A 19790-nucleotide genomic window follows, 5' to 3' on the forward strand; every position below is an offset into this window, starting at 1 on the left:
AGAGATCTTTAGCTAAGCTCGAAGAGCACGTCGGTGATTTCTTCTTCGAGTGCATCGGCTCTGTCTTCATTATTTGCGGCAACCGCACGTTTAAGGTCCGTCATTAGTGAACGGAGGCGCTCTTCTTTCTCAGGCTCCATACCGCTCTGAAGTTCGTCCTCTGCCGCCTGAAGAAGTGCCTCATATTTGGTCCCCTTCCAAGCTTTTTCTATCTTTTCCTGCGACTTCTCAATCTGCTCCTCATCCATTCCCGCCTGTGTCTGCAATTCAAGTTTCTTGCCAGATTCCGGGAGTGAGACTGTTATATTCAACATGCCGTCAGGGTTATAGACGTACTTCACCTCCATCTTTTGACGCTTTCCTATCTGGGGAAGGTCGATTTTCTTTTCAAGCAACTTCGTAAACCCCCCTTCTACGTTCGGCTCTCCTTCAATCTCAGCTCGCTCCGAGTCAGACTCGGTCGCACGCTGATAGACACGAAAATCGACGGCTCGCTGATCTTCGTGTATTGTTTCAAATGTGTCTTTATGAGGACGCAACACCTTCGAGTTCGTCTCGATGATCTCAATATACTTACCGGGCCGTACACCTCCTTGCTGCATTTCAACAGCGACCGTTCCCAGAGAAAGAGGACATACGTCCATGATCACGGTGTCCGTTATTCCGTCAATAATCGCCGACTGTACTGCAGCCCCAAGAGCGACAGTCTTGTCCGGATCGATCCGTTTCTTAGGCGACTGGCCCATTACCTCCTCCACGTGCTGCTGTACATACGGGATACGTGTGCTTCCTCCAATCAGAATCACCTGATCAATGTCGCTGGGGGACAACCCCGCGTCCCCCAAAGCTTTATCGATAGACGCCTCCGTGGCGTCGATCTTATCGCTGATCAACCCCTCGAAGGTTGAACGAGTGATTTCAACATCTAAGTCAACTGGGTTCCCATCTTTCACCGTAAAGAAGGGAATGTGGATCGATGTACGACGATTGAAACTGAGTTCCTTTTTTGCCGCCTCACACTCAAACAGAAGCCGGTAGTAGTTGCCTGAGTCTGGTTCGATGGAAATCCCGTGCTCCTCCTCAAACTTATCGGCGACGTGCCACAGGAGCACTTCGTCAAAGTCCTTCCCGCCGAGTTCCGTATCACCCGAAGAAGCCTCCACGTCAAGCACGTCGTCCATGTGCTTCACGATTGACACGTCGAAGGTCCCGCCCCCAAGGTCGTAGACCATTACATTCTCGTCTTCTATCCCTTCTTCATGACCGTATGCCAGTGCCGCAGCAGTCGGCTCGTTTATAATCCGCTCGACATTCATACCCGCGATTTCTCCAGCCTGCTGGGTAGCTCGGCGTGCAGGATCCGGGAAGTTCGCTGGTACTGTGATGACGCAGCGGTCTACCTCCTCGTCCAACTGGCTTTCAGCCGAACGCTTAAGGTGGCGGAGAATGTGGGCGGAGATTTCCTCTGGCGATAGCCTCTGGGATTCAATTTCTTTGCTGCCAAATGGGATTTCCGTGTCGTCCCCCATCTGGCGTTTAATCTGCTCCACTGCAAGCTCTGGGGACGACTGGAAGATATTTTTAACCTTCTCGCCGACTGCGGGCTTATTCGTTTTCGGGTCTATACCGAAGTAAGAGTCTACGATTTCATTTCCTCGATCATCTTTGAGGATGCGAGGACCATCTCCTTCCTCAAAGACTGCCGCCTCAGAAGTGGTCGTGCCGAGATCGATTCCAATGAAGGCCATAAGACGTGATAATGTAATTCGTGATGTGAGTTATTTTGCGACAATGACTTTCGCTTTGCGAAGTACTTCTCCGCGAAGGGTGTATCCTTGTTCAACGACTTCTACGATCTTATCTCGCTCACTTTCGTCCTCGGGGTCGGTCGTGTCGAGGACAAAGTGATAGGCACCGTCCGGAACTTGACCGATGGTGGGAATTGGCTGTAGACCGATTTTTTCCATGCTACTCTGAAGCGCTCGGCGCATAGTATCAGCCGCAGAGCGCATGTCTGAGTTCTCGCTTGCCTGCGCAGTCTCACGGAACCCCTCAATCAAGTCTACAACCTCAAGGATGAACCCCCGAAACTGCTCGTTCTCGTCTTCGAGGTCGGCGCGCTGACGCTTTAGATCGTCGATGAGGTCCCCGTGCTCGTCCAGATATTCCTCTACCTTCTGCGCAGAGAGATCCGCCTTCTTTTGGGTCTTCCACTGCGCTTTGGCCATTCGCGTGAAGACCTTCAGGAATTGGTCGGCAAAATCAGTATCAGCAGAGGCCTCTCCATTAAGTTCGACGGGCTCGAAACTCCGCAATCTTTCTTCTATCTCACTCACATCTGGACGAAAAATTTGAGATGGGGAGTGGCGTATCGCAGCTATCTCCAACAGCAGGAGACTCAGTATTTAAAAACGGATTTGGTCCTGACCGAGTACAACGTAGTGGTAACGGTGAATCTATGCAATCGGTAAATGACGGCTTGCGCCGATACACAAAACCACGTAAAGGCCCCTATTCTTCTCTCATCCCCAAAGGAAGAAGCCCCAATATCCACAGATTTTACGATAAGCGACGTAAAGTTAAGGACACCGGTGAGGTGACTTGTTCTCCTCACCTTCACCGAGGCGGCAACCGACCCATTTTACAGAAGCCACCGCGCACCCAGGATTTGAATACCACGGAAGTGACGGAGAAAGGACGTTGATGCCCGAATGGTCTTCCCCAGATTGTACCGGAGGTGGGACTCGAACCCACACGGGGCTGCAAACCCCACCGGATTTTGAATCCGACGTGTCTACCAATTCCACCACTCCGGCTGGTGTCGTAAGGTTACCTCCAGACACCAGACATGTTCTCAGCGTAAATACACGCACCTCCTCTCGCGGAGTGGTCCAGTTGGAGTGGCCCAGTCCGACAGGGGAGCCTCGAAATCGGTACAGAGCAGGTCTGTGGGGGATATTTGGGGAACAGATCAGCCTCTATTTCTCATAAACCGTTGTTGTGTAGTAACTTACAATACAATATGAGGGGGATTCAAAATCCGTTGTCCGAGAGGACGTGAGGGTTCGAGTCCCTCCGCGGGCACCCCCCCTCCAACCCCCGATGAATGCTCCTGAGCGGCGCTGCGCGTCAGTCTCTGAGGACGATGTTCTGGCAAAACGGCGATTCCTGAACATTCCGTTCTCACGCCGCGCAATGCCGCCGCCCAGCGTCCCGACCTGGGCATTGCCCTCCCGGCCGAGAAACAGGCGCTACACGGCCGTTTCTGGGGCCCAGACCGACGCTTGTCCCCAATACATTTCTGTTCCCCAACACAAAGCCGAAGGTCGGCTGGCGTTCGGAGCTGCTGCTCAGGCCATTGCCACTGCTCTGCGCCGAGAATGTCGCGTTCCCTAGCCCCGGCTTGTCCCAATTGCAGCGTACATCGAGCATGGACGACCTGCAGCTGCCTGTCGCCCACATCCACGATGCGTGCGCAGCAGATTCCCGTCTCAGCCCACCAGAATCTCGCCTGTGAGGTCCCAGAACTAGCGGAGGATCTTCTTGCTCCTCCTCGGGGGCAGCTTTTGTTGGTGCTGTCCGCATCGCAGTCGTGGTCGTCCTCTGTCACCGCGAAGGCCCCCTGTCGACGCAGGTATCGAAAAGCCGACTTGCGCGCACGGGCAGCGCAGCTGCTGTCGATCACGGACGGATCGTTCTTCGTGTCGGCGGCATCCATGCTGGCCTCGGCCCGGGTCGCGGTGGGGCCGTGCGAACCGCGCTGGACGGTTCTGCATACACGACCCGACCGACGATCGATTACCACGCACGCGAGTTGCGATCCCTGCCACCCACAGCGAGGGGGCGCAAGAGGCACGGACTGGCGGACACTCTCTCGCATGAGCCGATGATGTTGCGCGACCCTGACTGGCGAAGCCCTCCGTTCCCGGAACCGGACACGTCTGCGGCCCCGGTTCAGATCTGGCGCCTCCGTCTGGACGACGCGCCGTTCGAGGCCCTCCGACCACTCACAGTGCCGGCCGAGCACGACCGGGCCCGCCAGTTCCAGTTCGAGGCCGATCAGCACCGCCACCTTGCGGGACGCGGCCTCGCCCGCGCTGCCCTGGCCTCTCGCATTGGGTGCGCCCCTCGGGAGCTCTCAATTGTCGAAGATCCCAACGGCAAGCCGCGATTGGACGGCGAGTTCGAGAACGATTCTTCACTCGAGTTCAACGTCGCCCACGCAGCAGACACGATCGTGGTCGCCCTCAGCCGAGAGCACCCGGTCGGAATTGACGTCGAGCCCCAAGATCGTGCCGATGCCCCCGAGGATCTCGCCCAGCGGGTGCTCACGGACGCCGAACGGCGGCGGTGGCACGCCTTGCCGGCAACTGATCGGGCCGCGGTCTTCATCCACCTCTGGACCTGCAAGGAGGCCTTCCTGAAAGCGACAGGGACAGGGCTCCGCCGGGCGCCCGACACGATTGAGTGTTCCATGGAGAACAAAACCGCCGTGGCCCTCAACGACGCCGATGCGGACTATTCTCCGGACATCCCGGCCTCCGAATGGGCCTTGCACCCGTTCCGGGTCTCAGGGGATCTCATCGGGGCCGTGGTCCGCCGGCACCGCCTCCCGTCCCCGCCCCTCTTCGCCGACGCCCCCCCGCTCATCGACCGCTTCTCATCGTCCTGAGGCATCCCGGCGAGGCAGACGAGCACGGACGGAGGCTCCCGAGGCCCCACAACGAAAAGCCCCCGGCTGGGCAACAACCGGAGGCTTGGGCGGTCCGGACGGGACTCGAACCCGCGACCTCTGCCGTGACAGGGCAGCATTCTAAACCAACTGAACTACCGGACCGTCAGGTTTGTGTGCTATTTATATCTAACATCGAAGTCGTCTCGGGTTCCGAGAGGCGACGAGGTTCACAGAGGTTCAACCCACCTCCATGTGCCTCCCAGCAGGGGGATCTTCCCCTTGCCGTCCACTCACGGAGGAAGATGTATTTGAAAGATCGCATTCCACGGGACGCTCCCGGAAACAAAACGTTCCGTGGAATCTTCGGGAGGTTGCTGTTTCAGAGCCGGGTTTCCGGCTGCTCTCTGCGCATGTTTCCTCCAACCGACGACCAATCGCGTTCATGCCGACCTACGTATACCGCCGCGAAGATGGGAGCACCTTCGAGGTGCAGCAGCGAATCACTGAGGATCCCCTCGAAACGTGCCCGGACACTGGTCAGGATGTTGAGCGAATTATCACCGACCAGCCAGGAGTCATCTTCAAGGGGGAAGGATTTCACGTAAACGACTACGACGAGTACGGCCCAGCCGAAAAGGACGATAGCGACGACGCGGACACATCGTAGTCCGCCCCCGTTCGCGGGTGGCTTAGGCGACTGGTGTGTCGCATCGAGCGTGGGGGACAGGCGCCTAGCGCGGCACCGCTGATCTTTACGTCCCTCCCAGACGCCGTCGGCGGCATGATTCCGGGTTTTGCAGATCCACCCGACGAGGACCGGTACATTTCTGCGTGAACGTTGGAGTGCACGTCGATCCTGCGAGTTAGGTACTCAGGACTGCGTCTGCCTCGGAAACGACGGTCAACGGCAGACCGTCGCCTTCCGGTACTCATGAGCGGCTAGCCGTCCGCGGTTCGCAGCCCTCGCCCGTCAGGGGGGCGCCTGCAGGGAGAGCCCAGAACGTCGACGTGCGAGCAATCGATCGTACCGTCCCCGTGACTTCGAACCGTGCTCCGCCCGCTCGTCCCTCGGTCACGGACACGAGCCACCTGTGGCTTTTGCCATCGTCTCCACGATGCTGAGCCCGGCCTCGTGCCCTCCTCCGCCGATCCATGCGCAAGTGGAGGGCGAGGACGCAGGGGAAGGAGCAAGAGCGTGGGACTGGGCCGACGTGCAGGGAAGGCCCTTCGAGATCCTTGCTCTTCCCCCGGCGCGAGATGTTCAGCGCGGAACGCGACTCATGCCGCAGTGCCGTTCTCGTGCTCCTGGATCCGCGTCAGCGAGGCCTCCAGCGCGTCCCGGTGGATGACCTCGCCGGTGTTGGGCTGGACCTGCCCAAACTCCAGCACGCCGGTCGGGCACGTCTCCACGCACGCCGAGCAGCGCACGCACTCCGGGTCGTCCATCGGCTCCCCCTTCTGCGCGAACGACATCACGTCGATCCCCTGGTGGCACACGCTCGTGCACTCGTTGCAGGAGATGCACTTCTTTTTGTCCGCCAGGATGCGGAAGCGGCTGAACCGGTGATAGATGTGCATCAGCGCCGCCAGCGGGCAGAAGAAGCGGCACCAGAAGCGCCCGCTGAGCCAGAAGTATACGCCGTACCCCACCATGCCGGCCAGCACCGTGTCCACCATCCAGCTGTAGTTGAGCCCCAGCCCCACCCAATTTCCGTTCAGGCCCGCCTGGAAGGCCGCGTCTGCCCAACTGCCCGGCCAAACCCAGCCTCCGATGCGCAGGAACAGAAGCACAAAGGCGATCACCATGATGACCTGCCCGGCTAGGTTCAGCTTGTTCCACCCCGGCCCGTGCGGCATCTTCTCGCGGTGCTGGTCGCCAAGCGTCTCGGCGAGGGCCCCGCAGGAGCAGATCCAGCCGCAGTAGGCCCCCTTCCCCCAGAAGTAGATCATGCCCGGGATGAGCACGAACGTCTGTACGAAGCAGATCGCGAGCCACCACCAGAGCGGATCCGGCGTAAACACGTTGTACACCATGAGCGGCCAGGCGAGGATGAAGCCGTAGGCCCGCCAATACTCCCGGCCGTGGACGGCGTACTCACTGGTCGGGAAAAGCGCGTCGAGAACGGGCGTCGGGAGCAGGCCGTTTTGCCCCAGGAAAGGAAGGATAATTTCCGGGAGGATGAAGAGGGGCAGGACCTGTATGCTCATCAGGGTGAGGGTCTGCACCTTGATGTAGGGCGTTTTCCGCCGCCGGATGCGCCGAATTCCGAAGATGACGACGATCGCCGAGTAGGCCAGCGTGTAGTAGAAGGAAGGCTTCGTCATGGACCCGAGCAGGACCTCCCCGAGCCCGGTGCCTTTCGTCTCTGGGTTCCAGCCGAACGGGAAGATCTCCGCCGCCCGGGCCAGGCGGTTCAGCACTCCGCCGTCCTTCCAACTGTAGACGGCCGCCATGAACAGAAAGAAGGCCGCAAACGCCGCAATCCGGTCCCAGCGGAGATCTTTGAGCCAGGACAGGCCCGACATCGCCTCCCGAAGGGAATCGGGCACCTCGCCCCAGTCGTTGCGCAGCTCGATGCCGGAGCGGCGGAAGAAGTCGAGCGGCGCCTCCCGCCCGATCATTGCGAAGACGTGGCTGGCCCCGACCGTCTCCGTCTCGCCCGTTTCGTCGGAGAGGACCACCTCGTCGTCCCGAATCTCCTCCACGTCGGTCGGCATCTTGAGGGTGAGAGAGCCCTCCCCCTCGTGGTAGGTGGCCAGTTCGTAGAGCCGGTCCACGTTTTCCTCCTTCGGCCGCACGAACTCGTCGCGCCGGTAGGAGAGGGTGACGTCGGCCCCCTCCTCCACCAGCGCAGTGGCCGTCTCCGCGGCGGAGTCCCCGCCGCCGACCACCACCGCCTGGTCGCGGCAGCATCGGGTCGGGTCGTGCAGGCGGTGGTGAACGTGATCTTTCTCCTCCCCCGGCACATCGAGGCTGCGGAAGTTGCCACTGCGCCCGATGGCCACGATCACGCGCTGCCCACGGATTCGGGTGTCCTCCTCCGTGACCACCGCGTGGCCATCTCCGTCCGGCTCAATGCGATGGGCCTCGGCGTGGCGCACGGGGATGTCGTGGGTCTGCGCCTCCAATTCGTCCACGAGCGCCTCCTTCACGTCCGCCGTAATTTCCAGGTCGCTCTCCGGGGTCATCTCCTTCGGGTAGGTGTAGATCGGCTTCCCCGGCTGGAAGTCCTTGATCGTGGCAAATCGCCGCTGCGATTCCAGGACGCAGTAGGAGAGGCCGTTCGTCTTTGCCTTGCGGGCTGCGGCCATGCCGCTGGCGCCCGCCCCGATGATGACGATGTCGTACGGGCCGTTCTCCCCGGTCGGCTCCACAGGGTCGAGCCCCCGGGTGACGATGTCCTGCACGGCCCGGGCGCCGCCGTCGACCGAGAACTTGAGCAGCGGAACGCCCGCGAGGTCGCCCACGACGTAGACGCCGTCGAGGTTGGTGCGGAAGTGATCGTCGACCTTCGGCAGCTTCTCGGGCTTGCCGGCGGGCCACTGCAGGTGAAGCCAGTTGGCGTAGCGGGCAAGGGCATTAATCATGGAGCGGAGCGACGGCCTCGAGCATCAGTACAGAAACAGGCGGCCCACCAGGAATCAGAAGCAGGCAGGCCCTGCCAGTGGTCGGAGCACGCCCGGCAACGTTACAGACAAGCACGTACACGGATATACGTCTCGGGAGTGCCGTCCTGAAGGGGAAACGAAGAATTCCGAGGAGACGAGTGCAGAAAACCGTGGGGACGCGCTTGTCCCGCCCCCCTCGCCCGGCGCAGCTCCGAGTCATCAAACCCTGGTGCCGCCTGGCCTGCCCCTCGGTGACGGCATGTCGACTCAGGGTCGACGCGTCACCAGTTGTAGGAAGCCGCGGCCCCGCAACAGAATCCGGTGCGTAACGCTTTCCAGTCCAGCGCCCCCAAAGAACGTCGTGTAAAATCCGCGAGTCGCACTCCGCTTTCGCAACCTTTGTCAAAACGCCTCCTTCGTCCAGTGCAGCGTTGGTCGCGGTTTTTTCTAGGTCTGGTGGGGATCGGAGTTCTCCTTGGAAGCCCGATAGCGAAGGCCCAATCGCCCCTCCCCGCGGATGCCCCTTCGGCCCTCAAGCAGTTTGACACGGACTACTCGAAGCGCAGTATCGACCTCTCGACGCTGAAGGCGGGGGGTCCACCGAAGGACGGCATTCCGTCAATCGACAATCCCTCCTTCGTCCGGGTCAACGAAGCGAGCGACTGGATTCATCCGGACGAGCCGGTCATCGCTCTCCAACACAAGGGCGTCGCCAGGGCCTATCCTCTGCAGATCCTCACCCACCACGAAATCGTCAACGACAAGATCGCGGGCACGCCAGTGGCCGTGACCTTCTGTCCCCTCTGCTACAGCGCCCTCGTGTTCAAGCGAACGCTCGACGGAGAGGCCGTCGAGTTTGGGGTCTCCGGCCTGCTCCGGAACTCCGACCTCGTGATGTACGACCGCAAGTCCGAGACCCTCTGGCAGCAGTTTACCGGAAACGCAATCGTGGGAACCCGGACGGGTGCAACCCTCGAGCAGCTGCCCTCGCAGATTATCTCCTTCAAGCAGTTTGCCGAAACGTACCCGGGCGGAAGGGTTCTCTCGCGTGACACCGGCTACAATCGGCCCTACGGTCGCAACCCGTACGCCGGCTACGACGACGTGGACAAGCGTCCCTTTGCCTTCGACGGCCCCGTCGACGACCGCCTCCCGCCCATGGAGAAGGTCGTGGCGGTGAGCGTGGGGGACGCCCACAAAGCCTATCCCCACTCGACGACGGAGGAGAAGCGAGTGATTCACGACAGCGTCGCTGGGCGCCCGCTGGTCGTGTTCCACGCGCCGGGAGCGGTCTCGGCCCTTGACGCGGCCGAGATTGCAGAGTCGAAAGAGGTCGGGTCGACTGGTGTGTTCGATCGCCGAGTGGAGGGGAAGACCCTGACTTTTTCCTACGTAGGCGACGGTCACTTCCGCGACCAGGAGACCGGAAGCACCTGGACAGTCACCGGAACGGCCGTCGATGGTCCGTTGGAGGGGGCCCAGCTCGAGCAGGTCCAGTATGGCAATTATTTTGCGTTCGCCTGGTTTGCATTCCGCCCCGGAACTGCCCTCTACGGCGGCGCGTCTTAGCGGGCGTCGCTGCTCGTTCTCCGACGGTCTTGCGGCACCGGTTTTCAGGATGTGACCTGAAGCATATTTTAGCTTGGCAGGCACGCCTCCCTTGTTACCCAAACACTTACACTCTCTCACGCACGTCATGGCATTCCGTGGCGCTTTATCCGGGCATGTCCTCGGTTTTCTACTCGTTGGGGGACTGCTCCTCTCGGCCTGTGACGTCAACTCCACTCAGGGGAACCGGTCCGCAGACTCGCTCAACCTCAGCGATTTCGACATCGAGAATTGCGCCTTGCCGACTGATCGCCTCATCAGCGGGGGGGTAGGTCGAGACGGCATTCGCTCCCTCGACCAACCATCGCTTGTCGAGTCGGAAGCCGAGAGTGCCGAATACCTTGCTGACTCAAGCCGCGTGATCGGACTTCTCTTTGGCGACAAACCGCTTGCCGTTCCGCTTCCTCTCCTCTGGTACCATGAGATCGCTAACTTCGACGACTGGGGAGGAGAGTCCTTCGCGGTCACCCACTGTCCCCTCACCGGCTCCAGCCTCGTCCTTGACCGTGACGCGGTGGACGGGGCCGAGTTTGGCGTCTCCGGCCTCCTGTTCGACAACAACCTCGTGATGTACGACCGGCGGGCCGAAGAGTCGCTTTGGCCCCAGATGAACCGTCAGGCCGGCTGTGGTGCCGCGACCGGCACCGAGCTCTCGATGCTCCCCTCCATCGAGATGACGTGGGGACGCTGGAAGGCCCTGCACCCCGATACACGAGTACTTCCCCTCGAGGACTTCGATGAGGTCTCCTACCCGTACGGCAATTACAGAGCCCCCCAGAACGAACGGCTCCTCTTTGAAGGCACGCCGATCGACGACCGCCGCCCCCCGAAGGAACGGGTCCTGGGCATCCCAGTCGAGTCGGGTGAAAAACACGGCCGAAGCCTTGCTCTGCCGTTCGGCGCGCTCGACGATGGGTCGGCCGTGCGCGTCGTGACGGTGACGGTCGACAGTACGGCGATGACTGTGTTCTGGAGTCGCAAGGCGCAAGGGGCCATGGCGTACGAGACATCCACCTCCTTTTCTGTGGAAGACGGCCGCATCGTCGACGACGCCACGGGCAGCGTGTGGACCGTCGATGGACGGGCGGTCGTGGGCTTCAGAAAGGGAGACCGTCTCGAACCGGTCAACGACGCCTACGTGGCCTTCTGGTTCGCCTGGGCTGCCTTCCATCCCGACACGCGACTTTGGACTCCCCCCTCCTAGGATCGTCACGTTGGACCGAGTTCTCCCTTCGCACTGCGTTTCATTTTCCTGTTAGCGTTATGAAAGCCTCAGCGGTGAATTCTCGGCTGCTCGTCTGCCTCCTCATACTCGGTAGCCTGGTGCTTGGGGGCTGCGATTCCGGTCCTTCGGGCCCCCAAGAACAAGATTCTGACAGTGGGTTCAACCTCGAAAACTGTACGATTCCTGCCGACCGTCTTGTCGACGGAGGCGTCGGGAAGGACGGCATTCCCGCCCTCACCAATCCCCCGCTCGTTGATCCCAGTGCCGGGACGGCCCAGTACCTCGCCGACACGAGTCGAGTCATCGGTCTTCTGGTAGGCGACACGTCCCTGGCCGTGCCCCACAACATTCTGTGGCACCACGAGATCATAAACTTCAACGACCGGCTGGGCCGCACCTTCGCGGTCACGTACTGTCCGCTGACCGGATCCAGCCTTGCCTTCGACCGGGAAGGCGTAGACGGGGCCGAGTTTGGCGTCTCCGGCCTCCTGTTCAACAACAACCTTGTGATGTACGACCGGCGGAACAAGGAGTCGCTCTGGCCTCAGATGAACCGCCAGGCCAACTGTGGGGTTGCAACCGGTACCACGCTCGAGACGATACCGGTCGTCGAGATGCGGTGGAGTCGCTGGCGGAGCCTACACCCGGACACGAAGGTCGTATCCAGCCAGACCGGCTACGCCCGAGATTACAGGCCGTCAGCGTATCCCTACGGGGGTTACGAGCGCCTGAACAGCGATCCTCTGTTCCAGATGCCCGTCGACGACCGCCGTCCCCCGAAGGAACGCGTGCTGGGCATTCCGGTCGGGGACGATGGGGGCGTCGCCCTGCCGTTCGGCGCGCTCGACGACGGCTCGGCGGTGCGCGTCGTACCCGTGACGGCCGGCGGTACGCAGATGACAGTGTTCTGGAGCCGCAAGGCCCGCGGCGCGATGGCCTTCGAAACATCGTCTACGTTCTCCGTTGAGGACGGCCGCATCGTCGACGACGCCACTGGCAGCGTATGGACCGTCGACGGACGCGCAATCGAGGGGCCGCGTGCGGGCGATCAGCTCGATCCGGTCGACAGGGCCTACGTGGCGTTCTGGTTCGCGTGGGCCGGGTTTCAGCCTGAGACGAGATTGTGGACCAACTCTTCCGGGTGATTCGTCGTGCGCAGTGCTCTTCGAACCGTCTCCACCATTCTCTTGCTCACGGGCCTCTCCGCAGGTCCAGCGGCGGGGCAGTGGGTAGAATCGCCGGGCACGGGATGGGTCAAACTTCAGGTCACCCACCAGAACACCGACACGAAGTTCGGAAACAACGGGAACCGGAGGTCGCTCAAGCTCGATGATCAAGCCCGTTCCATCACCACGACCGTCCGACTTACGGGAGCCCTCGGCGTATGGCGGGGAATCGACGTCTGGGCCGACGTTCCGTATCGGCGACTCGAATTCAACGACTCGGTTCGCGACCGCCAGCGCAACGGCATCAGCGACCCGCGCTTGTTCGTTCGGGTCGGGCCCTCGCTCGTCGGCGCCGATGACCTTCCCTTCGCCGTTGCGGTTCGGGGAGGAACGAAGTTTCCGGTCGGGGACTTTGCCGTGAGCGCGCAGCAAATTCCGCTGTCGGAGGGACAGCGGGACTGGGAATTGCTCCTGGAGGCCGGCAAGAGTCTCTATCCGTGGCCGGTGTACGTGATGGGCTGGGTCGGTTATCGCTGGCGCGAGCCCAACCAGACGATTCAACGAAAGCCGGGGGACGAGTGGCTATTTTTCGCCGCCGCGGGGGGAGCGCTGGGACGGTTCCGGTGGAAACTCGCGGTCGACGGGCTCTTCGGCCAACCACCGGTCCGGACCGACTTCAATCTGGTCCTCGAAAACGAGAAGCGCGAACTGACGCAGCTGATTCCCACTCTCGGGTGGAAGGTGGGTCCCGGGGCGGTCGAGGTCGGGGCCCGTATCCCCCTGCACGGGCGCAACTTTCCGGCGGGGCCCGTCTTCACGCTCGGCTACTTCATTTCGTGGTCCGACCCACTCTGGTAGTGTTCGTCCGGAGCGCCCTCCGCTTGTGCCCCTCTCTTTGCATCTCTACCTTGGGGAATGCATCGCTTTTTCCCCGTTCTCCAAGTCGTCATGGTTCGTTGGGATGGACTCGATTTAGAAACGGAGGGCACCGGCATTTCTGAGCCCCTGAGCCGACAGGTCAACCTCCTGGGCGCCATGCTCGGGGAGGCCGCGAAGGCGCAGGACGGGAACGCCCTCTTCGACCACGTCGAAACCCTCCGCACGCTCTGCAAGGAGGCTGAGCAGGGGAACGATCCGGCCCCGCGGGAGGAGGCCGCCCGTCGCATCTCGCGCCTCGATCGATCGACGCTCGAACGGCTGCTGCACGTGTACACGACCTTCTTCCACCTCGTCAACCAGGCCGAGCGCCAGGAGATCATCCGTATCAACCGCGAGCGGGCCCGACGGTCCGGCCCGGCCGACTGGCCCCTTGGTCCAGGTTCGGGCAACGGCCGCCCTGAGGCCCAGCCGCGCCCCGAGTCGATCAACGCGGCGGTGGCGACCCTGAAGGACGAGGGCCACTCGCTTGATGACGTGGTCGCCCTGTTCGAGCAGCTCGACATCCAACCCACCCTCACGGCCCACCCGACAGAGGCCCGGCGCCGGACGGTGCTTCGCAAGCAGCAGCACATCGCCGATCTTCTCTCTACCCTCCGCCACTCGGACGCCACCCCCGATGAGCGGGCCGAGACCCTGGACCACCTCTACAGCCAGATCGCGTTTCTCCTCGGGACGGACGAGGTGCGTCCGGAGCGCCCAACCGTCCAGGAAGAGGTGGAGCAGGGACACTACTTCCTGCACGGGTCCATCTGGGACACCATCCCCACCATCCACCGGGACGTGCAGCAGGCGTTGCGGCGTCACTACGACACGACCGTCGACCTGCCCGCCTTCTTGAAGTACCGGTCCTGGATCGGGAGCGACCGGGACGGCAACCCGAACGTGACGGCCGACGTCACGCGGTGGACGTTTGCCCGCCAGCGGCGAACGACCCTGGAGCATTACCTCGACGAACTCGACCAGCTTCGGGACGACCTGAGCCTCTCGACTCGCCAGGTATCCGTTTCCGACGCGCTGGAGCGCTCCCTGGAGGTGGACGCTCAGGAGACGGATCTGGCCGACGGCCAGCGTCGCCAGTATCGCCACGAGCCGTACCGCCTCAAGCTGTGCTACGTAGAGGCCCGACTGCGCGCCCTCCTCGGCCAGATCGACGACACCGACGTGGAGCGCATGGAGGGCGCGTACACGGCCGACGATCTGCTTGCCGACCTCGACCTGATTGCCGACGGCCTTCGGGAAAACGGCCTCGCGGATGCGGGGCACAGCGGCCCCTTGCACCGCCTACGGACACTCGTCAAGACGTTCGGCTTTCACCTCGCCGCCCTTGACGTGCGCCAGCACAGCAGCGTTCATGAGGCGACCGTGGCGGCCCTGCTCGAGGTCGGGGGCGTCGTGGACGACTACGCGGCCCTCTCGGAGGACGACAAGCTGGACGTGCTGGCGAGCGAGCTCCAGAATCCCCGTCCGCTCACCGGGGACCACGAGGCGCTGCCCGAGGACGCCGCCGAGATGATGGAGGTCTTTGAGGTGATTCGGGCCATTCACGCCGTCGACCCGGACGCGGTGGGCAGCTACGTCGTGAGCATGACGCACACCGTGAGCGATTTGCTGGAGCCAATGCTCCTCGCGAAGGAGGCGGGCCTCGGGGGCATGGTAGAGGATACCTACCGGTGTCCGCTCGACATGGTGCCTCTCTTCGAAACGATCGACGACCTCGGCGCCGCCGCCGACCGGATGGAGACGCTGTTCACACATCCCGTCTACGCGGCCCATCTGGAGGGCCGCGACGACTTTCAGGAGATCATGCTGGGCTATTCCGACAGCAACAAAGACGGGGGCTACTGGATGGCCAACTGGGCCCTCCACAAGGCCATCCACGCGCTCGGGAAAACCTGCGACGACTACGACGTGGACCTGCGTCTCTTTCACGGCCGGGGGGGCACGGTGGGCCGGGGGGGCGGGCGCACCTCCCAGGCCATCCAAGCGCTTCCGCCCGTCGCCCACAACGGTCGCATCCGGATGACCGAGCAGGGCGAGATCATCTCGTTCCGCTACGCCTTGCCCGAGATTGCGCGGCGGCACCTCGAGCAAGTCGTCAACGCGACCGTGACGGCCACGGCTGAGGCCCAGACGTCCCAGTCAAACTCCTCCCCGCTGGCCAACAAGGTTTCGACGGACTCGGACGTGGCGGCCCTGATGGATCGCCTGGCCGACCGTGCCATGTCGGCCTACCGGGCCCTCATCGACGATCCCGATGGGTGGCGGTGGTACACTGAGGCCACCCCCATCGAGCACATCAGCCGCCTGCCCATTGCCTCGCGGCCCGTCTCGCGCGCCTCTGGCAACGAGGTCGACTTCGGAAGCCTTCGCGCCATTCCCTGGGTGTTTGCCTGGATCCAGACGCGCTACATCGTACCGGGATGGTACGGCACCGGGCAGGCCCTCGCCACGCTCATCGAGGAGGAGCCCGAGGCCCTCGACACGTTCCGCACCCTGTACCGCCGCTGGCCCTTCTTCGCGACCGTTCTCGACAGTGCTCAGCGCGAGATGGCCCGCGCCCGCCTCGACGTGGCCGAGCGGTACGATGCCCTCACCGACATGGACGTGTCGTTCCACGACGCAATCGCGGACGACTACGAGCAGGCCCGATCCGCCATTCTCCAGATCACCGGTCAGGACGCGCTCTTCGACAACAGCCCCGTTCTCAAGAAGTCCATTCGGCTCCGAAACCCCTACACCGACGTCCTCAACCTTCTCCAGATCGAACTGATGAAGCGCTATCGGGCGAGCGAGGATCCGGCGGAGCAGGATGCTCTCCGCGATGCGATCTTCTTGAGCATCAACGGGGTTGCTGCGGCCATGCAGAGCACCGGTTAGTTGGAGCGGAGGGGCGTGGGAGCGCGGGAGTGGAGAGACCAGGCTTTTTCCCCACCGACGTACGCTTCGAGCGAGGAACAAGCCTGCTTTTCACAATTTACAAACAGTCCACTCGTCTTCCCACCGCTTCCGGCCCATCATGCCTCCTCTCGATTCCCTCGACGACGCAGACGTCTCGTCTCTCGTCCGGTACGGGACGGAGGCCTTCGACCAGAGCCTTCGCCAGCTCCTGGTCGATGATGAGGAGCAATCAGGAACGCGGATTCTGTTCCATGGAGGCACCCGCGAGATGCGCCAGCAGGCCCTCGCCACGCTCACCCGCCACACCACCGCCAATGTGCACCAGTTTCGGGTGCCCTCGCTGCTGGCCGAGCGGCGGATGCAAACGCAGAATGCGTTGCGGAAAGCCTTCGACCACGCGGCCGAGGAGTCGGCGCTGCTCTACTTCGATTCCGCCGATGCCCTCTTCACGCACTCTCACGCAGACACGCCCGACGTCGCAGACGAGAGGGCCCTCCCAACGACCGCCGAATACTTCTTCGACCGCGTGGTGGCGTACAGCGGCGTCGTGGTGCTCGCATTTCAGACGGAGAGCCACGTCGAGCGGGCGGCAGAGAATGTTCACCTCCTGGTTCGCTTCGAGCAGTGACTCCTCCGACTGAAATCCCCGGCGGGAGGATCATCCCCAGCCGTTGATTCTCGGGGATCCAGGATCACGTCTGGCCCATCGCTTTCCTTCGCCCTTCGAGTGCGCGTCTCGCCCGCAACTCCCGAAACGCTCAGCCGTAGGGCAGCACAGGCCTCCCTGAAAGACGCTTTTGTTTCTCCTCCCCCCTGCGAACTTTGCCCTGACGGGACGAGGCCCCTGCGTTCGAGGAGCGAATTGTGACCGTTCCCGTTTCGACATGAGCGACACCCGGCTGGCCCAGCTCCAAGAATTCCACGAGGAGGACCCGGAAGACCCGTTTACGCAGTACGCTCTCGCGCAAGAGCATCTGAAGCAGGACAATCCGGCGCGGGCCCTCGTGCTGTTCGAGGGGCTGGTGGAAACCCATCCCGACTACGTGGGGACCTACTACCACCTCGGAAAACTGTACGAGCGCCGCGGCCGCAAGGAGGAGGCCCTTCAGACGTACGAGCAGGGCATTGAGGTGGCCCGCGAGCAGAGCGAACAAAAAGCGCTTTCTGAGCTCCAGGACGCGAAGCTGAAGGCTGAGGGAATCGGGTTCGACTGACCGTTCTGACACTCCGATGCGCGTCGCCGCTCTTCTCCTCGGCACGGTTCTGATGGTGGGAGCCCTCCCGCACACGGGCCACGCTCAGGCCCAGCCGGATTCGACCTACGTGGTCCGGTCCGGCGACACGCTCTACAGCATCGCTCAGCGGTTTGGCGTGTCGGTAGAGGCCCTGCAGCGTTGGAACGACCTGGAAGGACCGTCGCTGCAGGTGGGGCAGACGCTTCGCGTTCGCCCTCCCCAGCAGGACGACGCCCCCGAGCCCTCCCCTCCCAACCGCCCGTCCCCCTCCGACGAGCCGGTCAAGCCCGACACTGGCGCCGCCGAGGATCCTCCGCTCTACGGACGCCACGAAGCCGAGGCGGGCGACTCGTTCGTGAATCTTGCTCTTCGACTCGGCACCACGGCCGACACCCTCTACGCCCTGAACGACGGTGTCGCAGCCCCTTTGTCTGCAGGACGCACGCTTCGACTACCCAAGCGCTTCGCCCCTCCGACTCACGTTGTAGAGTCTGGAGAAACCCTCTACGACATCGCCGGCAAGTATGGCGTGAGTGTGCGGGCCCTTCGGGCGACCAACGACCTCGACACTACGTCGATCACGCCCGGGCAGCGACTTCGGTTGCCTGGTCGTGCTGCCCCTTCTGTGCCCTCGCCTGGGGAGTGGGCGTCCCCAGACTCGAGTGGACCCGTCGCCGCGTTTCCCGATCCGTACGCCGGGCGTTTGACCGCGAGCGGAACGCCGTACGATCCCGACGAGCTTGTGGTGAGCCATCCGTCCCTGCCCTACGGCTCCGTGGTCCTCCTATCCAGGCCGGACGCGGACCGGCATACCTTCGCCCGTGTCATCGACCGGGGTCCGCTCGAGGACGGCGTGCTGCTTGACGTGTCGGCGGCGGTGGCGGAGCAACTCAGCATCGATCCCAACGCGACGCCGACGGTGGCGCTGCGGATTGTTTGGATAGAGGGGCGGCCGGAATGAAGCGTGAGACGTGAAGCGTGAGACGTGAAGCTTGACCTGCGACGTGAGGGGGACAACTCACGTATCACTCCTCACGCATCACTCGTTCAAATTTTGCGACCTCGGCATTTCTTTCTCCTTCCTTTCGTCCATGCCTCGCTCTACTACCGGCTGGCGAAACTACCACCGGGCCACCCGCTCGGCCACATACGGCTTCCTGAGTGCCCTGCCGCTCTTCGCGCTCTACGAAACGATGATCGTGCTCGTCAACCTCGACGCCATCCGGACGGTACGGGTGGGGGCGGGGGTCCTGCTCAAGGACCTGCTAGCGATGACGGGCGCCTCCGGGGGACTCATCCTCGCGCTCCTCGTGGTGGGCGGAGGCGTTACAGCCTACCTGCTGGACCGACACCGCACCGTTCCACTGCGGCCGCGCTATTTCATCGGTCTCGTTGGGGAGAGCGCTGTCTATGCGGTTGGGGTGGCAGGCGTCGTGTCGTCGCTGGTTGGAGCCCTCTTTGCCGCCGCCCCGCCGCCCGAGGGCGCGCTGTGGACACAGTTGGCCCTCTCCATCGGGGCCGGGCTCTACGAGGAACTGGTCTTCCGCGTGCTGCTCGTCGGCGGCCTGTTCCTCCTATTCCGCGCGCTGCTGGAGACCTCTACCCGGGCCTATCTCCTCGCCGCGCTCCTGGGGGCCGCCCTCTTCAGCCTTGTGCACTACGTGGGCCCCCTCGGCGATCCGTTTGCACTGCCCTCGTTCACGTTCCGCTTCCTCTTCGGCCTTGCCCTCAACGCCCTCTTCCTTGGGCGCGGCTTTGGGGTCGCCGCCTGGACGCACGCCCTCTACGACGTGATGGTGGTGACGGAGATGCTGGGGTAGCGCGTATTTCGTAGTGCGTATTGCGTGTGCAATGCCGAAACTGGCACCGCAATACAAAATACGTAATACGCATTACAAGAACGTCTGACATCCCGACAGGCTCAGGGACCGCGGCACGCGCCTTGTGCATATTAAAGAGTGCAATCAAACTTGTCTCACACGGTTCATAGCCACCCACCATGAACACTTTTCGCACCACTGCTCTCATGGCGGCTATGCTCGTGCTCTTTGCCCTCATTGGGCAGGCGCTTGGGGGCACGGGCGGCATGCTGATCGCCTTCCTCATTGCTGTGGGCATGAACGGCGTGAGCTACTGGTATAGCAGCTCGATCGTCTTACGGATGTACGGCGCCGAGGAGGTGAGCCGGGCCGAGGCTCCGGAGCTGTACGACCTCGTCGACCGCCTGCGCCAGCGGGCCGGCCTGCCGATGCCGAAGGTGTGCATCATCCCGCAGGACCAGCCCAACGCCTTCGCCACGGGCCGCAACCCCGACAATGCCGTGGTGGCGGTTACGAAGGGCATTATGAACACGCTCGACAAAGACGAGCTGGCGGGCGTGATCGCCCACGAGCTGGCCCACGTCAAAAACCGCGACATGCTGACCTCCACTGTGG

At 62.6% G+C, this 19790-nt stretch carries 15 protein-coding genes and 2 tRNA genes; 12 read left to right on the plus strand and 5 right to left on the minus strand.

Features of this window, described 5'->3' with window-relative positions; translation table 11 throughout:
* Nucleotides 1-8: 8 nt before the first annotated feature.
* The 3 genes from ABEL04_RS04945 to ABEL04_RS04955 form a co-directional block, all read right to left on the minus strand.
* The gene (locus ABEL04_RS04945; RefSeq protein ID WP_375801279.1) at nucleotides 9-1748 is read right to left on the minus strand and encodes an Hsp70 family protein; all 1740 of its coding nucleotides are present in this window, start codon (nucleotides 1746-1748) and stop codon (nucleotides 9-11) included.
* Between the two features lie 30 nt (nucleotides 1749-1778).
* Nucleotides 1779-2336: a nucleotide exchange factor GrpE gene (locus ABEL04_RS04950; RefSeq protein WP_375801280.1), complete on the minus strand. Its 558-nt coding sequence runs from the start codon at nucleotides 2334-2336 to the stop codon at nucleotides 1779-1781.
* 393 nt (nucleotides 2337-2729) lie between these two features.
* Nucleotides 2730-2816: transfer RNA gene (locus ABEL04_RS04955), tRNA-Leu, on the minus strand.
* 1070 nt (nucleotides 2817-3886) lie between these two features.
* Between ABEL04_RS04955 and ABEL04_RS04960 the strand changes: the two genes are divergently transcribed.
* Nucleotides 3887-4672: a 4'-phosphopantetheinyl transferase family protein gene (locus ABEL04_RS04960; protein ID WP_375801281.1), complete on the plus strand. Its 786-nt coding sequence runs from the start codon at nucleotides 3887-3889 to the stop codon at nucleotides 4670-4672.
* 90 nt (nucleotides 4673-4762) lie between these two features.
* On the opposite strand, the gene ABEL04_RS04965 is transcribed toward ABEL04_RS04960, so the two are convergent.
* Nucleotides 4763-4837 (minus strand) — tRNA-Asp (locus ABEL04_RS04965).
* A gap of 280 nt (nucleotides 4838-5117) precedes the next feature.
* Between ABEL04_RS04965 and ABEL04_RS04970 the strand changes: the two genes are divergently transcribed.
* Nucleotides 5118-5342 carry an FmdB family zinc ribbon protein gene (locus ABEL04_RS04970; protein ID WP_375801282.1) on the plus strand — a complete coding sequence of 75 codons (225 nt, stop codon included), beginning with the start codon at nucleotides 5118-5120 and terminating at the stop codon, nucleotides 5340-5342.
* 611 nt (nucleotides 5343-5953) lie between these two features.
* On the opposite strand, the gene ABEL04_RS04975 is transcribed toward ABEL04_RS04970, so the two are convergent.
* Nucleotides 5954-8263 (minus strand): FAD-dependent oxidoreductase, encoded by a 2310-nt coding sequence (locus ABEL04_RS04975; protein ID WP_375801283.1) that lies wholly within the window; start codon nucleotides 8261-8263, stop codon nucleotides 5954-5956.
* 444 nt (nucleotides 8264-8707) lie between these two features.
* Here ABEL04_RS04975 and ABEL04_RS04980 point away from each other — a divergent pair, with 444 nt between their 5' ends.
* The 10 genes from ABEL04_RS04980 to ABEL04_RS05025 all read left to right on the plus strand — a co-directional run.
* A complete protein-coding gene (locus ABEL04_RS04980) occupies nucleotides 8708-9853 on the plus strand; it encodes a DUF3179 domain-containing protein (protein WP_375801284.1) in 1146 nt (381 codons plus the stop codon).
* Nucleotides 9854-9980: 127 nt separating this feature from the next.
* Nucleotides 9981-11096, plus strand: coding sequence for a DUF3179 domain-containing protein (locus ABEL04_RS04985; protein WP_375801285.1), 1116 nt, complete (start codon nucleotides 9981-9983; stop codon nucleotides 11094-11096).
* 59 nt (nucleotides 11097-11155) lie between these two features.
* Nucleotides 11156-12262, plus strand: coding sequence for a DUF3179 domain-containing protein (locus ABEL04_RS04990; RefSeq protein ID WP_375801286.1), 1107 nt, complete (start codon nucleotides 11156-11158; stop codon nucleotides 12260-12262).
* A 6-nt stretch (nucleotides 12263-12268) separates the two neighbouring features.
* Nucleotides 12269-13141 (plus strand): hypothetical protein, encoded by an 873-nt coding sequence (locus tag ABEL04_RS04995; protein WP_375801287.1) that lies wholly within the window; start codon nucleotides 12269-12271, stop codon nucleotides 13139-13141.
* 90 nt (nucleotides 13142-13231) lie between these two features.
* The gene (gene ppc / locus ABEL04_RS05000; RefSeq protein WP_375801288.1) at nucleotides 13232-16099 is read left to right on the plus strand and encodes a phosphoenolpyruvate carboxylase; all 2868 of its coding nucleotides are present in this window, start codon (nucleotides 13232-13234) and stop codon (nucleotides 16097-16099) included.
* A 139-nt stretch (nucleotides 16100-16238) separates the two neighbouring features.
* Nucleotides 16239-16748, plus strand: coding sequence for a hypothetical protein (locus ABEL04_RS05005; RefSeq protein WP_375801289.1), 510 nt, complete (start codon nucleotides 16239-16241; stop codon nucleotides 16746-16748).
* Between the two features lie 256 nt (nucleotides 16749-17004).
* Nucleotides 17005-17334, plus strand: coding sequence for a tetratricopeptide repeat protein (locus tag ABEL04_RS05010; RefSeq protein WP_375801290.1), 330 nt, complete (start codon nucleotides 17005-17007; stop codon nucleotides 17332-17334).
* A gap of 16 nt (nucleotides 17335-17350) precedes the next feature.
* Complete coding sequence (locus ABEL04_RS05015) at nucleotides 17351-18316, plus strand: LysM peptidoglycan-binding domain-containing protein (protein WP_375801291.1); 966 nt, start codon at nucleotides 17351-17353, stop codon at nucleotides 18314-18316.
* Nucleotides 18317-18446: 130 nt separating this feature from the next.
* Nucleotides 18447-19175 carry a type II CAAX prenyl endopeptidase Rce1 family protein gene (locus ABEL04_RS05020; protein WP_375801292.1) on the plus strand — a complete coding sequence of 243 codons (729 nt, stop codon included), beginning with the start codon at nucleotides 18447-18449 and terminating at the stop codon, nucleotides 19173-19175.
* A 179-nt stretch (nucleotides 19176-19354) separates the two neighbouring features.
* Nucleotides 19355-19790 (plus strand): M48 family metalloprotease (locus ABEL04_RS05025; RefSeq protein WP_375801293.1); only part of this gene is annotated, 436 nt, incomplete at its 3' end.

It is taken from the genome of Salinibacter sp., assembly GCF_042218895.1.
Taxonomy (GTDB): Bacteria; Bacteroidota; Rhodothermia; order Rhodothermales; family Salinibacteraceae; genus Salinibacter.

Excerpts from the sequence above, each read along its gene's own strand:
- ABEL04_RS04945 (WP_375801279.1), bottom strand. The coding sequence starts at position 1,748 with ATGGCCTTCATTGGAATCGATCTCGGCACGACCACTTCTGAGGCGGCA.
- ABEL04_RS04960 (WP_375801281.1), top strand. The coding sequence starts at position 3,887 with ATGATGTTGCGCGACCCTGACTGGCGAAGCCCTCCGTTCCCGGAACCG.
- ABEL04_RS04970 (WP_375801282.1), top strand. The coding sequence starts at position 5,118 with ATGCCGACCTACGTATACCGCCGCGAAGATGGGAGCACCTTCGAGGTG.
- ABEL04_RS04975 (WP_375801283.1), bottom strand. The coding sequence starts at position 8,263 with ATGATTAATGCCCTTGCCCGCTACGCCAACTGGCTTCACCTGCAGTGG.
- ABEL04_RS04985 (WP_375801285.1), top strand. The coding sequence starts at position 9,981 with ATGGCATTCCGTGGCGCTTTATCCGGGCATGTCCTCGGTTTTCTACTC.
- ABEL04_RS04990 (WP_375801286.1), top strand. The coding sequence starts at position 11,156 with ATGAAAGCCTCAGCGGTGAATTCTCGGCTGCTCGTCTGCCTCCTCATA.
- ppc (WP_375801288.1), top strand. The coding sequence starts at position 13,232 with ATGGTTCGTTGGGATGGACTCGATTTAGAAACGGAGGGCACCGGCATT.
- ABEL04_RS05005 (WP_375801289.1), top strand. The coding sequence starts at position 16,239 with ATGCCTCCTCTCGATTCCCTCGACGACGCAGACGTCTCGTCTCTCGTC.
- ABEL04_RS05010 (WP_375801290.1), top strand. The coding sequence starts at position 17,005 with ATGAGCGACACCCGGCTGGCCCAGCTCCAAGAATTCCACGAGGAGGAC.
- ABEL04_RS05015 (WP_375801291.1), top strand. The coding sequence starts at position 17,351 with ATGCGCGTCGCCGCTCTTCTCCTCGGCACGGTTCTGATGGTGGGAGCC.
- ABEL04_RS05020 (WP_375801292.1), top strand. The coding sequence starts at position 18,447 with ATGCCTCGCTCTACTACCGGCTGGCGAAACTACCACCGGGCCACCCGC.